Source organism: Streptomyces sp. A2-16 (genome assembly GCF_018128905.1).
Classification (GTDB): Bacteria; Actinomycetota; Actinomycetes; order Streptomycetales; family Streptomycetaceae; genus Streptomyces.
In genome coordinates, this window is the sequence record NZ_CP063808.1 from 1,396,463 (window position 1) to 1,410,445 (window position 13,983).

Consider the following 13,983-nt stretch of genomic DNA (forward strand, 5'->3'; position numbering starts at 1 on the left):
CCTCTCCTTGCCCCGTGGTTGCCTGGGCGTGACTGTATCCGTTGCCGCCGGGAACCCGCAGATGGGACCGGGCGTTTAGAGGGATGGAGACGCACCCGGGGGGACACAGTTGGATCACGACGCCGAGCAGGCCCTCGAGCAACTGCTGACGCAGGGGACCGAGTGGTATCAGCCCAGATCAAATTCTCGTAAAACCGCTTATCCGGAGCTAACGGGCGAGGTGGCTATGGTAGGGGCTCCACTGGAGACAGCCAGAGCCGACAGGGGAGGTGCGGCCGCGCCTGGAGATCGTGGGGGAGTGCTGCGGCGCTTCCTCGGATCGGCGGGCAGGCCGAAATCCGTGAACGACAACGCTGACCACAGCCACGCCGGCGACTACGCCCAGACCGCGACCTTTGCCACCGACGCGGACGGGCAGGCGTGGACTCCGCCCACCTGGGAGGAGATCGTCAGCACGCACAGCGGCCGCGTCTACCGCCTCGCGTACCGCCTCACCGGCAACCAGCACGACGCCGAGGACCTCACCCAGGAGGTCTTCGTCCGGGTCTTCCGCTCGCTGTCCACGTACACACCGGGGACCTTCGAGGGCTGGCTGCACCGCATCACCACCAACCTCTTCCTGGACATGGTCCGCCGCAAGCAGCGCATCCGCTTCGACGCCCTCGGCGAGGACGCGGCCGAGCGACTGCCCAGCCGCGAGCCCTCGCCCCAGCAGGTCTTCAACGACGCCCACTTCGACGCGGACGTCCAGCAGGCCCTCGACACCCTCGCGCCGGAGTTCCGCGCCGCGGTCGTCCTGTGCGACATCGAAGGACTGTCGTACGAGGAGATCGCCGCGACCCTGGGCGTCAAGCTCGGCACCGTCCGCTCGCGGATCCACCGCGGCCGGTCCCAGCTGCGCAAGGCCCTCGCCCACCGCTCACCCGAGGCCCGCGCCCAGCGCCGCTCCTTCATGGCCAGGGTGCCCGCGCTGGGAGGAGGGGGCGCGTCCGCGTGAGTGGATCACTGCCCAAACCCGGCGAGGGAAGCCTCGCGGACCAGCATCTGGGAGACCGACTCGCCGCCCTGGTGGACGGCGAGCTCGGTCATGCCACGCGGGAGCGCGTCCTCGCGCATCTTGCCACCTGCCCGAAGTGCAAGGCGGAGGCGGACGCACAGCGCCGCCTGAAGAACGTCTTCGCGGAGGCCGCCCCGCCCCCGCCCTCCGAGAGCTTCCTGGCCCGCCTCCAGGGGCTGCCCGGAGGTGATCCGGAGGACGGCGACAGCTCGCCGTTCGGCGGGGGAGGACTCGGAGGACTGTCGGGACGGCCCGGCGCCGGAGCCTTCGGCGTGAGACGTGGCGAGCGCTTCGAGTTCGACTACGTCCCCGCCCGCCCGCACGCCCCGATGCTCCCGCCCGCCGCCGGCCGGGGCTTCCGCATCCATGACGTCAGCCGTCACGAGACCGACCGCTCGGCCTCGCGCGGCATGCGCTTCGCCTTCGTCGCCGCCGGAGCGGTGTCGCTGGCCGCGATCGCGCTGGCCGGCGTCACCACGGGGTCACCGGGCGACACCGAGGCCCGCGGGGCCGGCAGCAACGTGACCCCGGCGCGCGCGCCGGGCACAGGAGCCGCGGTGCCGGAGAACCAGCGCCGTCGTGGCGTGGGCCCGCTGCTCGCGCAGGAACAGGGCCAGCGGATGCTCGGAGACACCCCGGTCGCCCCGACCGAGGCGTCCGCGCCGCTGCTGCCGGGTGTCCCCGCCCAGGTGCGGGAGGCGGCCCTGCACACCCTCACGGCGCCCGTGGTCGCCGGTGCCGCCGCGATGTCCCCTCTCATACGTCCGCTCAGTGCGACCCCGCCGCTCACCCTGACCTCCCTGTCCGCGACGCCGGACCTCACCACCTCCGGCTTCCTCGCCGCACCCGTCCCCCACACCACGTCGGCGCCCCCGCCCACCGCCGCCCGCTGACCGGCGCGCCCTGCTCCGCGGCGCCCGAACCTGGTTGAATCCACAGACAGGTCGACGTGCCGCGCACCGCGGCCGGTCCGCTGTGGGGAGAGCATGGACGAGGGGAAGCCCACGAAGGCGAAATGGTGGAGCCGACCTCGGCCGCGAGAGGGTGCGGGGCCGGGGGAGAGGGACACACCGGCGCCCGGCACGGCGTCTTCCGAGGGGGATACGCGGCCGAGGGCCGGGGAGGTTGTCCCGGTCACCGGCCTGGGCGCGCCCGGGCCCGAAGGCGACTTCGAGCTGCGGCCGCCGGGTGATGTCGAGGCAGGGGCGCGGCGGGTCGAGGAGGATGCGTCGGCGCCGAGACCGGCACCGGATCCGGCCACTGGGGACGGGGCTTCCGGTACAGAGACGGCCGCTTCGGGGGCGGGGGACGGGGACTTCGAGCTCAAGCCTCCGGTGACTGGGGTGACCGGTACGGAGGCGGGTGAGTCGGGAGCCGGGGGTGACTTCGAGCTCGGGGCTCCACGCGGCGAGGCGTGCTCCGCTGGCGACGACGGGCTCACGGGCGGGCACATGGCGTCGGGACCGGGCGGGGACTACAGCCTTGCGGCTCCGAGCGGGGACTTCGTGTCGGCGCGGCCTGAACCGGCTGCCGCGGACCGTACCGACCCCGCGCACGACCCCGGCTCCAGCAGCACCCCACCGTACGGCGTACCGGGCCCCTGGGCCCCGGCCCCACCGGTCCAGCACCCGGCGAACGCTTCTGCGCAGGGTCCGGCGACCGCCTCCGCGCAGGGCCCGGTGACCCCTTCCGTGCAGGGTCCGGTGACGGCTCGCGCTCAGGGTTCGGCGGTCCCTTCCGCGCAGGGCCAGGCGACGGGCTCCGCGCAGGGTCTGGCGACCCCAGCAGAGCAGAGCCCGGCGGCGCATTCCGTGCAGGGTCCGGCGATCCCTTCCGCGCAGGGTCCGGCGACGGCCTCCGTGCAGGGCCAGGCGACCGCCTCCGCGCAGGGTCCGATGGTCCCTTCCGCGCAGGGCCCGGCGACCGCCTCCGCGCAGGGCCTGATGATCCCTTCCGCACAGGACCCGGCGACCACCCCCGCACAGAGTCCGCCGACACCACCCCCGCCTCCAGGCCCGCCCAACTCCACGCCGCCCGCCTACGACCCGCCCAAGCCAGCGGTGCCGCCGGTGTCGGACGGGTCCCAGGACACGGTGATCGGCCAGACGCCCGCCCCGCACGGCACCTCCGCCTCACCCGCACCCCCCGACACGCCCACTCCACCCCCACCCCCTTCACCCGCTCCACCCCCGTCTCCGGATCAGCTCTCACCCACAGGGACACCCGGCACCCCCGCCCCCACTGTGGGCTCGCCCTCCGACGCACCACCCGCCCCGCACACGCCCCCGACCCCGACCCCCTGGCAGAACTACGACCCTTGGGCCCCCACCCCCCTCCAGCAGACCGGCGCAGCCGTCGGTGCCGAGGGCAGGCGTCGTGGGCGGGTCCGGCGGGGGCTTTTCGTCGGGGCCCTGGTGCTCGCGCTGGTCGCAGGCGGGGTCGGTGGCGTCCTGGGGGCGTATCTGGAGCGGAACGGCGTCGGAGGCGACGTCGTGAAGCTGCCACAGGCCGGGAGGGAGTCCAACGAGCGCGCTCCCGACAGCGTCGCCGGGATCGCCGCCCGGGCCCTGCCCGGCGTCGTCACCCTGCACGTGAGCGGGGCCGCGGAGTCCGGGACCGGGACCGGCTTCGTGCTGGACGATCGCGGGCACATCCTCACCAACAACCACGTCGTGGAGCCGGCCGGCGCCGACGGCGAGATATCGGTGACCTTCCACAGCGGGGACACCGCCAAGGCCACCGTCGTGGGCCGCGACAGCGGGTACGACCTCGCCGTCGTGAAGGTGAGCGGTGTCGGAGGGCTGCGGCCCATGCCCCTCGGCAACTCCGACAACGTCCAGGTCGGCGACCCCGTCGTCGCCATCGGCGCCCCCTTCGACCTGGAGGGCACCGTCACCTCGGGCATCATCAGCGCGAAGGAACGGCCCATCACCGCCGGAGGCGGCAGCGGGGACGGCAGCGACGTGTCGTACGTCGACGCCCTGCAGACCGACGCCCCCATCAACCCCGGCAACTCCGGTGGCCCGCTCCTCGACTCCCGGGCCCGGGTCATCGGCATCAACTCCGCCATCCGTTCGGCCGACGACGGCTCGGGCTCCGAGAGCGGCCAGGCCGGCTCGATAGGCCTCGGTTTCGCCATCCCCGTCAACCAGGCCAAGCGGGTCGCGGAAGAACTGATCAACACCGGCAGGGCGACCCACCCCGTCATCGGCGTCACCCTCGACATGGACTACACCGGCGACGGTGCCCGCGTCGGGACGAAGAGCGCCGACGGCGGCCCCGCCGTGACCGAGGGCGGCCCGGGCGACAGGGCCGGACTCAGGGCGGGCGATGTCATCACCGAGGTCGACGGACGCCGTGTCCACTCGGGCGACGAGCTCATCGTGAAGACCCGCGCCCACCGACCCGGCGACCGCCTGGAGCTCACCCTGAAGCGCGACGGTCGGGAGAGGACGGTCTCGCTGGTCCTCGGATCCTCGGACGGCGGTTGAGAGACGGCCAAGAGAAGCGAAAGAGCACCGACAGAGCGCCGACAGAGAACGGCAGGGAATCAGCGGGCGACCGGCACGGCCCCGATCGACAGAAACCTCATAGAGACGCCCCCGGACCCCGCTCCACAAGGCAAACAACCCGGAAAACCGCCCACCCGCCCCCACTCGGAGCCCTCGGGACAGTTCCGGTCGTACGGGAACCCCAGGTACCGTGGACCCGGCCCGGACCACGGAAGACCGCACTGACCACCGAGGGCCGAGGACCGAGGACATCGCAAGGAGCTTCAGGTGTTCAATGACATAGGACCGCTCGAGCTGATCACGCTCGTTGTCCTCGCCGTGCTCGTCTTCGGTCCGGACAAGCTCCCGAAGGTCATCCAGGACGTCATGCGGACCGTGCGCAAGATCCGCGAGTTCTCGGAGAGCGCCAAGCAGGACATCCGCTCGGAGCTCGGCCCGGAGTTCAAGGACTTCGAGTTCGAGGACCTCAACCCCAAGACGTTCATCCGCAAGCAGCTGGACAACGACGAACTGGGGCTCAAGGAGATCCGCAACGGCTTCGACCTGAAGAAGGAGATGGCCGAGGTCACCGACGCCGTGCACAGCACGGACACCTCGCCGTCCCCCTCCTCCGGTGGCCGGATCGACATGACCAAGAAGCCCGAGGAGTCCGGCAAGGACGACCGCCCGCCCTTCGACGCGGACGCCACCTGAGCCGTACGCCCCACCCGAAGGCGTCCGCCGAGCAGTTCGGCTCGCGGGCGCCTTTTCCCGTCGTACGTGACGCGATTCATACCGCGCTCTGTCCTCGTACGGCCTGAACCCACCCCCCGTTGCGCCCCGCGCGCCGGGCGGTTTCCCGGCAGCTCGGAGCGGTGTGGCTATGCTGCCGAGTTGTTGTGCGGGCCGTACGCGAACCAGCGACGCCGCCCGAAGGGGGGCGGGCCGGTCCGGTCCGACGAGAGCTAGTAGGAGGCGTCCGGCACATGGAGACGACGAGTGGGGCAGTCGCGCAGGCGCCGGCCGCGGAGGGTGGCCAGCAGGTTCCCTCCGCCCGGCGCACGGTCGACGGCTACCTTCAGGCGCCCTTCCCCTGGTACGGCCTTGACGAGGCCTTCACGGGGCCGCGCTGGCTGATGCAGGTCGGCACCTCGGCCGACGGGGCCGTCGAGCACGGGTCCATCGGACACGGCGACGAGCCCTCGGTGAAGAACGAGGCGGGCTCCACGGGGGAGCCGAAGGAGAAGTTCGCGGTCGTGGTGACCGTCGCCGCGAACCCGTCCCGCAGGAGCGCGGACGGCACCGGGCTGCTGGAGGCCACGTCGGTCTCCTCCGCCGCCTGGCTGGCCGGGGTGGGGCTGCTGTCGTTCACCTGGCCCGGCCAGATGGACCACTCCCTGCGCGACGACTGGCTGGACCAGCAGACCGAGACGGCCTGGGTCCTGGCGGACGACCTCGAAGGATCCGACTGGTCCACCCTGTCCCTCCCGGTGGACGGCGTGCCCACGCCCTTCCACTACCGGGAGTCGGAGTTCGGCTGGGTGCTCGCGGGCTCCACACAGGAGGGCGTGCACGTGGGGGCGTACGGGAGAGGCATGAGCGCGTACGGGCTCGGCTTCGCGATGATCAAGGACATCTCGGCGTACGCCTAGCCGGCAAAGGGGCACCGCGAGCCCGTGCGGTGCCCCTCGACTCTGCTAGCGGCCCAGTCGTCGCCGTACCCGCCGGACCTGGCGGTTGTCGGCGACCGCGTCGAGGAAGCGGCGTCCGGTACCGGCCTCGTGGGCCGGGCCCTCCAGGCGCAGCAGGGCTCCGTCGCGGACGACGGCGTGGGCGAGCGGGGCGTCCGTCTTCGGCAGCGTGACCGGGTGGCGGCCGGCCGGGAGCTTGAGACGGGCCGGAAGCCGGAGCGCGGCCGTGGTCCCGCCCTCGCCGGGGAGCAGCTCGGCGTCCACCGTCAGGGCGGACACGGTGACCTTGAGGCGGGCCGGGCCGCTGGAGGCCGTGGACGCCACGTACGGGAGCGGGAGCGACCGCTCGCCGCGCGCGGTGTTCGCCGCCGCCGCACCGGCCGTGTCGGAACCGAGCCTGCGCTGGCGCTGGTCCACGTCGAGGGCGAGCTGGCCGCTGCCCGTCCAGTACGGCAGTGAGAGCCGCCCGCCGGTCAGCGCCGGGCCCGCGGCCGGGGTGCCCGGGGTGCCGTCGCCGGTCAGACGGACCATCCGGTCGACGCCCAGCAGCTGGACGTACGCCCACACGTCGTGCACTCCGCGCTCCAACGGCCGCCCGCCCGCGAGCCGTTCGGGGTCCAGGCTCAGTCGCCCGGACGCGACGAGCCGTGAGCGCCCCTCGCCGGAGGGCTCGAGCCGCACCTCCAGATCACCGTCCGGGTACCACCAGTCCTCGCGGTCGCGGTCCTTGACGACCAGTTCGGCGTACGCCAGCCGGAACGGATCGCGGACCTCCCAGCCGTCCTCGGCCCCCGGCACCCCGGCCACCAACTCCGGGTCCAGCCACCGCTTCCCGTCCCGCTCGACGAGCACCAGCGGCTCACCGTCCCCGCGCAACAGGTCCAGCGTGACGTCGGCGACCAGCCGGCCGTCCCGCCACTCCAGTCCGCCGACCGTGCTGCGCGCCTTGACCTCACGGACGCGCTCGGCGAGGGCGACGGCCCCGTCGAAGTCCCCGCGTTCGAGGAGCTCGGCGCGGAGCCGCGACACGGTGGGAAGACCTTCGCGTACGGCGGCCGGGAACTCCTCGATCGCCAGCTTCCGGGCCGCCTCGAAGCGCTCCCGCTGTTCAGCCGGTTCCTCGCGGAGGATCTCGGGTTCGCGGGTCCGGGAGAGCACCTCGACGTGGTAGAGGCGGTGCAGGAGGCGGTTCTGGAGGGCGTCGACGTCCTCGGAGGGGGTCGTGCCGTCCTTGATCCGGCCGACGATGGTGCGGCAGTTGTCCCAGAAGCCGTGGCGCGGGTTGAAACGGTGCTGGGTGTTGTTGCCGCCGTCGTCCCGCTTCATCCAGTAGTAGCAGGGGTAGTCGGCGAGGACCGAGATCCGCTCGGCCTTCAGATAGGCGGCGCTGACGAAGGCCAGGTCCTCCAGGATCCAGGGACCCTCGGGGAACCGGAGATCGTGCTCCTCGACGAAGGCGCGCCGGAACATCTTGTGCGGGGACATGCTCTGCATGAGCTCGTCGTTCTCGATCGTGCAGGCGTCCACCGTGTGCCGGAACAGCCGTCGGGGCCGCACCATCGTGCTGGACATCTTGCCGAGCACCACGTCGGCGTCATTGCTCTTGGCCTGCTCGTACAACCGCTCCAGGGCCTCGGGCCCGAGCATGTCGTCGTGGTCGACGAACTGGATGTACTCGCCCTTGGCGTGCCGCATGCCGAGGTTGCGGGGGGCGCCCGGCCAGCCGGAGTTGGGCTGCGTGTGCACCTGGACGTTCGGGTGCGCGGCGGCGATCTTCTCGAGCCGGGTCAGTGTGTCGTCCGTCGAGCCGTCGTCGACGTAGATGACCTCGTACTCGTCGGCGGGCAGACTCTGCCCGAGCAGCGACGGCGCGCACTCGTCGACGTACTTCCCGGTGTTGTAGACGGGGACGACGACGCTGACTTTGACTCTCGGCATTCCACGGACCTTACCTGGCTGACCGGGCCCGGCTGGATCGGGTGGTGAGTGGGGGAGTCGACGCGGAACGCGGGCAGCGTTGCCGAAATGCCGGGCCGGGAAATCAGGCCACTCTTTCGCAGCGAATAGGTATGGGTGATCGACTTGGTGTCGAGGCGAATATGCCGCACTCGAAGCTGCAGCCTTTATTTGCATACATGAAAGCGCTTTTCGCCAGTGAACCTATCACGACCTTCCAGTGCCTGTCATGTGAAGGTTCCATGAAGTCCCGCGCTCCCGGCTGGCCTTGGGATGCAAGAAGGGTTGATTTTGCCCCGATTCGACGCCATGGGCCAGCTTCTCGCTCGTTGCGCCACAAAAGGCAAAGATGGTCGCCCTCTGTGTAAATGCTGTGTGCAGTCAGTTGCCCGGAAAGTCTTGACGTTCTTTATTTGCCTCGTATTTAGTCTCCTCTTACGTCATTCATAGGGTGGCCTTATCGGGGCATGCCCGACGACAGCGAGGGGTGGAGTGTGCGCACGCGTACACATCTGGCCGGGGGGTTGGCCGCGTTGGCCGGCATGTTCCTGGCTGCTACGGGGGTCGTGACGCTGACGTCCTCACACGCGGTGGCGGCTACGTGTACCGCCGGAACTGCGAGCGACTTCAACGGTGACGGTGTGGCCGACACGGCGATCGCGGACCCCGACGCCACGGTGAACGGGGCCAAGAGGGCAGGACTCGTGCGCGTCGTGTACGGCGGCGGCAAGGGGGTTTCCGAGATTTCCCAGGCAACCCCCGGTATGGGCGCCTCACCGGAGGCCGGCGACGGTTTCGGGGTCTCCATCGCCGCCTACGACGCCGACAGCGACGGTTGCAGCGACCTGGTGGTGGGAACGCCGTACGAGGACGTCGTCAAGGACGGCGTCAATATCGTCAATGCCGGTGCGATCTACATCATTCACGGCACACCCACCGGCATCGGGGCGGGCTCCACGATCGAGGGGTACACCCAGGCGGGGCTCGACTCCACGACCTCGACCGAGACCTCCGACTGGTTCGGTTTCGCCGTGAAGGCGGGTACGGCGGCGAGCGGTTCGCCCTACCTGATCGTCGGAGTCCCGGGCGAGAACGTCACCGTGAGCGGCAAGACCTACAGCGACGCCGGCTGCATCGAGTACGTGCAGGGCAACACCACCAAGGCCCTCAGTGAGAACGATCCAGGGGTGCCCGGTGTGGTCGAGGCCAACGACCGCTTCGGGTACTCGCTGGCGGCGACCAACCGGTACTTCGCGGTCGGCAGCCCGGGAGAGGCTGTGGGTGACGCGGAGTTCGCGGGAGGTGTCGCGATCTTCAACCAGACTCTCTCGAATGGCATGCCCACGCCCATCGCGGGTCTCGACCAGGACAGCACCGGGATTGCCGGCGCGCCGGAAGCAGGCGACGGTTTCGGCACGTCGATCTCCATGACCGGCTACCGGCCGGGCGACCAGACGTACAACTCCGATGCTCTGCTCGCCATCGGGATACCCGGCGAAGATGTCGGCACGGTGGCGGACGCCGGTGGTGTCGCCGTCGTACGCGTCCAGCCGTCCGGCGCCTTCACCCAGGTCACGGCGATGGACGCCACCACGCCGGACGTCGAGGGGGACGCGGTCGCCGGTGACGCCATGGGGCAGCGTGTGGCGATCAGCAACACCGACTCCACTGTCGTGACCAGCGCGGCCACCGTCCGCCTGGCCGTCGGTGAACCCGGCAAGGACACGGCGACGGTCAAGGACGCGGGTGCCGTCCACGTCTTCCGGCCGCTCGACCCGGCCATCGGCACGGCCGACAAGCTCCTCACCCGCGGTTCGGGCCTGCCCGGCACAGCGACGGCCCGGGACTACACGGGCATGGCGCTCACGGCCGGCAGCACCAACCTCTACGTGGGCGTCCCCTACAGCAAGGCGTCGGGCACCACGAAGGGCGTCCTCTACGTCCAGCCATGGACAGACGTCGACGGCACCACGAGCACCGGCACCACTACCTACCAGCCAGGCGCGGGCGGACTGCCCGACGCGGGCGCGGCCTTCGGGACGATGCGATGAACGCGGAACCGAGGAGAACGAGACCCGGCATCATGAAGACCCGCAAGAGACGCCCCTTCGTCGCCGCCGCCACCATCGCGGCCCTCCTGACCCCCGGCCTGAGCGTCCTGCCCGCCCCCGCCGCCGAGCAGACCTCGGCCGACACGGGGACCTCCGTGGACACCCACACGTCCCTCTCCCCGGCCGCCGCCCAGGCCAAGGCGAAGAAGTCCCGCAAGGCCGTCGAGATCCAGAGTCTGCGCGACGAACGCAGCACCACCGTCGCCAATCCCGACGGAACCTTCACCACCAAGCAGTACGTCCAGCCCGTCCGCACCCGCAAGGACGGCAAGTGGACGGACATCGACACCACGCTGGTCAAGCAGAAGAACGGCACGCTCGCACCGAAGGCCGCGACCACCGCGATGTCCTTCTCCGGCGGCGGTGACACGACCTTCGCCCAGATCGAGAAGGACGGCCACGCGCTCTCCCTCGACTGGCCGACGAAGCTGCCCAAGCCGAAGATCGACGGCTCGACGGCTACCTACACCGACGTCCTGGACGGCGTCGACCTCAAGGTCACCGCCAGTGCCGAGGGCTTCTCGCACATCCTGGTCGTCAAGAACGCCGAGGCGGCCGCCGACCCGGAGCTGGCCGAGCTCGAACTTCCCGTCGACACCGACTCCCTCGACCTCACCGAGGACGCGGACGGCGGCCTCACCGCCACCGACCCCGGCGCCGGAGGAGCCGTCTTCGAGGCACCGCAGCCGCTGATGTGGGATTCCGCGCAGGGCAGCGAGGCGACGGACGGTACGGACAGCGGAACCGAAGAGACCGCGTCCGCCGACACCGGGACCGTCACCCCGCCCGACGGCGCCCAGGTCGCCGACGTCGGCCTCGACGTCTCGAAGGACACCGTCACTCTCACCCCCGACCAGAGCCTGCTCAGCGACAAGGACACCGTCTACCCGGTCTACATCGACCCGGTCGTCAAGACCGCCAGCCGCACCGGCTGGACCATGGTGTCCTCGTACTGGTCGCAGAACTCGTACTGGAAGTTCGACGACGACGAGGGCGTGGGCCGCTGCCCCTCCGACGTCTCGGTCCGCTGCGCCAGCTCCACCGACGTCAAGCGGCAGTTCTTCGCCCTGCCCACCGGGCTCTTCGAGGGCAAGGACATCGTCAGTGCCGAGTTCGCGGTCACCCTTGTCTTCACCTACGGCTCGTCCGCCCGTGAGGTGCAGCTGGCCCGGGTGAACAGCACCGGTGCCAGCGCGATCAGTTCCAAGACGAACTGGGCCAACCAGCCGGGCTCCAAGGCCACCGTCGACACCAAGTCGCCAACGGCCAACGCCGGTTCGTGCACCTCCACCAACCAGAACGCCGTCTTCGACGCGAAGAGCACCGTGCAGACCGCGGCCGACAAGGGCTGGGACACGACCACGTTCCGGCTGAAGGCCGGCAGCGAGTCGGACACCTCGTACTGGAAGCGGTTCTGCGGCAACGCCTTTCTGTCGGTGAAGTACAACCGCCCGCCGCTGGAGCCGGTCCAGTCCGACCTCAACATGAAGCCCGGCGGCAGCTGCGAGTACGGCAGCGCGACCGAGCACTACGTCACCAAGGCCCCGCGTGTCTCCGCCGTGATCAGGGACTACGACCACGGTGACAACGGCGCCAACTCCGAGACGCTGCAAGCGCAGTTCAAGGTCTGGTGGACCTCCGGCAGCACGACCGTCACGCACTACGCGACGACCGCCAAGAAGACCACGGTGGACTCCAGTTGGAGCGACCAGACCGGTGTGGCGACCTTCTTCTACACCATCGGGGAGGACATCACGGGCGACGGCGAGGCCGGCTTCAGCATTCCGCCGAACGTCACCGTCGCCTGGGCGGTCCGCGGTTACGACCAGGAGTCTTACGGTGCCTGGTCGACGGAAGGAAACCAGACCCGCTGCGAGTTCATCTACGACACGACCAAGCCCGGGTCGGCGGTGATCACCTCGCCCGAGTACCCGGACGACGACGCCTGGCACGCGGGAGTCGGCGACTACGGCAACTTCACCATGGACTCGCCTGCCAACGACGTGACGCAGTACCGCTACTACTTCACCGGCCCCAACGCCGACAGCGCCCAGAAGACGGTGACGGCACCCTCTGCCGGAGCGGCAGCGACCATTCGCTGGATGCCCCCGAGCGAGGGACCGTACACCCTGCACGTGACCTCGGTGGACGGCGCCGGCAACGCGCAGAAGACACCGACCGTCCACGTCTTCCAGGTCAGTGACGGCCGCGCGCCGGTCGCCGCCTGGACCCTCGGTGACGCCAAGGGCTCCACCAAGGCCGCGGGCAGCGGTGACACCCCCGACGCGACGGCCGGTTCCGGAGTGACCTTCGGAGACAAGGGCCCGCTCGGCTCCACCGACACCGCGGCCACCTTCGACGGTACGGAGAACGCCTACCTGGACGCGGGCAAGTCCGCCGTCGACACCGGCAAGACCTTCTCCGTGAGCGCCTGGGTGATGCTGCCCGCGCTGCCCACCGAGAACGTCACCGTCGTCAGCCAGGACGGCACCGCCCAGCCCGGCTTCGAACTGGGCTACGACGTCGACACAGCCTCCTGGACCTTCCGCATCCCGATCAGCGACATGGAGTCGCTCGGCTCTTGGAAGGTCTCGGGCGCGGCAGCCGTCAAGGGCAGCTGGACGCACTTGATCGGGGTGTACGACGCCGAACTCGGCAAGATGATGCTGTACGTCAACGGCGTCCTCGTCGCCGACGACGTCCAGGCACGGCACACGGTCTGGACCTCCTCCGGTGCCGTGCAGATCGGTCGCAAGCTCGACCTCGACGGCTACACCAACTACCTCAAGGGCAGCGTCGCCGACGTCAAGCTCCACGACCGGGTCGTCCCGCCCGCCGAGGGCCAAGAGCTCGGCGGTATCCAGCCGCACCAACTCGCGTACTGGCAGCTGGACTCGGTCGCCAACGGCGTCTCCCCGGAGACCGGCGGCGGCACCGGGCTGAGCCTCGGCGGAGGCGCCTCGATCTACACGATCCCGGACGACTCCTGCGACCCCGAGGCAGACCCCGACTGCGCGGACCACCCGCCCGCCCAGCCGCTGGTGGGTGACGGCCACCTGGCCCTCGACGGCACTTCCGCGTACGCCACCCGCGCGGCCGCCGGACCGCTCACCGCGCAGGACAGCTTCACCCTCACCGCCCGCGCCCGGCTCGCCGCGGCGAGTCCGGCGACGGACCAGACGGTGCTCTCGCTGTCCGGTGCCAACGGCACCGCCATCAAGGTCAAGTACTCGGTTGCCGACACGCGTTGGCAGCTGGTGGTGACCAACGGCGACACTGCCGCTCCGGTGACCACGAAGGAGCTCGACAAGGGTGACGTCCCGAGCTCCACGGGCAACGGCGACCACCTCGCGCTGGTCTACAACGCGGTCTTCGGCGACGTACTCCTCTACGTCAACGGCGTCGCCGCGGTGGACGTCTCCTGGGACAACTCCTGGGACTTCAGCACCACGAACCTCCAGGTCGGCCGTGCGCTGACCGGGACGAGGGCGAGCGAGTACTTCTCCGGTGCCGTGGACGAGGTGCGCATGTACCAGGGCCCGCTGGACGCCTCGCTGGTGTCGCTGGTGGCCGGACTGCCCGGCGGCTCCAGCGTCGAGGAGAACGCGGCGTAACCAATCCCGTGTGTGGGCGGGCGGCTTCGATGCCGCCCGCCCGTCTCGACGTGCGTACCAAAC

The 13,983-nt window shown here is 70.5% G+C and carries 8 protein-coding genes; 7 read left to right on the forward strand and 1 reads right to left on the reverse strand.

Going from position 1 to position 13,983, the window contains the following annotated elements; translation table 11 throughout:
- Window positions 1–298: 298 nt before the first annotated feature.
- From sigE to IOD14_RS06575, 5 genes are all read left to right on the forward strand, one after another.
- Complete coding sequence (sigE, locus tag IOD14_RS06555; protein WP_123991479.1) at window positions 299–997, forward strand: RNA polymerase sigma factor SigE; 699 nt, start codon at window positions 299–301, stop codon at window positions 995–997.
- Window positions 994–1,950: a zf-HC2 domain-containing protein gene (locus tag IOD14_RS06560; protein ID WP_212669855.1), complete on the forward strand. Its 957-nt coding sequence runs from the start codon at window positions 994–996 to the stop codon at window positions 1,948–1,950. The genes sigE and IOD14_RS06560 overlap by 4 nt, the downstream gene beginning before the upstream one ends.
- Before the next feature lie 558 nt (window positions 1,951–2,508).
- Window positions 2,509–4,548: a trypsin-like peptidase domain-containing protein gene (locus tag IOD14_RS44195; protein WP_249125854.1), complete on the forward strand. Its 2,040-nt coding sequence runs from the start codon at window positions 2,509–2,511 to the stop codon at window positions 4,546–4,548.
- A 288-nt stretch (window positions 4,549–4,836) separates the two neighbouring features.
- Entirely contained in the window at window positions 4,837–5,262 is a 426-nt protein-coding gene (locus IOD14_RS06570) for a sec-independent translocase (protein ID WP_212669857.1), read from the forward strand.
- Window positions 5,263–5,534: 272 nt separating this feature from the next.
- Window positions 5,535–6,200, forward strand: coding sequence for a hypothetical protein (locus IOD14_RS06575; protein WP_123991482.1), 666 nt, complete (start codon window positions 5,535–5,537; stop codon window positions 6,198–6,200).
- A gap of 45 nt (window positions 6,201–6,245) precedes the next feature.
- Here IOD14_RS06575 and IOD14_RS06580 read toward each other — a convergent pair whose 3' ends face one another.
- Window positions 6,246–8,177 carry a glycosyltransferase family 2 protein gene (locus IOD14_RS06580; protein WP_212669858.1) on the reverse strand — a complete coding sequence of 644 codons (1,932 nt, stop codon included), beginning with the start codon at window positions 8,175–8,177 and terminating at the stop codon, window positions 6,246–6,248.
- A gap of 659 nt (window positions 8,178–8,836) precedes the next feature.
- Between IOD14_RS06580 and IOD14_RS06585 the strand changes: the two genes are divergently transcribed.
- Both IOD14_RS06585 and IOD14_RS06590 read left to right on the forward strand, forming a co-directional pair.
- Window positions 8,837–10,246, forward strand: a complete 1,410-nt coding sequence (locus IOD14_RS06585) for an integrin alpha (protein ID WP_249125855.1) — start codon at window positions 8,837–8,839, stop codon at window positions 10,244–10,246.
- Between the two features lie 32 nt (window positions 10,247–10,278).
- A complete protein-coding gene (locus IOD14_RS06590) occupies window positions 10,279–13,920 on the forward strand; it encodes a LamG-like jellyroll fold domain-containing protein (protein ID WP_212669859.1) in 3,642 nt (1,213 codons plus the stop codon).
- The last annotated feature ends 63 nt before the right edge of the window (window positions 13,921–13,983 follow it).

Bases quoted from the DNA above. Each gene is read 5' to 3' on its own strand.
- IOD14_RS06590 (WP_212669859.1), top strand. From the start codon at position 10,279: ATGAAGACCCGCAAGAGACGCCCCTTCGTCGCCGCCGCCACCATCGCG.
- IOD14_RS44195 (WP_249125854.1), top strand. From the start codon at position 2,509: ATGGCGTCGGGACCGGGCGGGGACTACAGCCTTGCGGCTCCGAGCGGG.
- IOD14_RS06575 (WP_123991482.1), top strand. From the start codon at position 5,535: ATGGAGACGACGAGTGGGGCAGTCGCGCAGGCGCCGGCCGCGGAGGGT.
- IOD14_RS06580 (WP_212669858.1), bottom strand. From the start codon at position 8,177: ATGCCGAGAGTCAAAGTCAGCGTCGTCGTCCCCGTCTACAACACCGGG.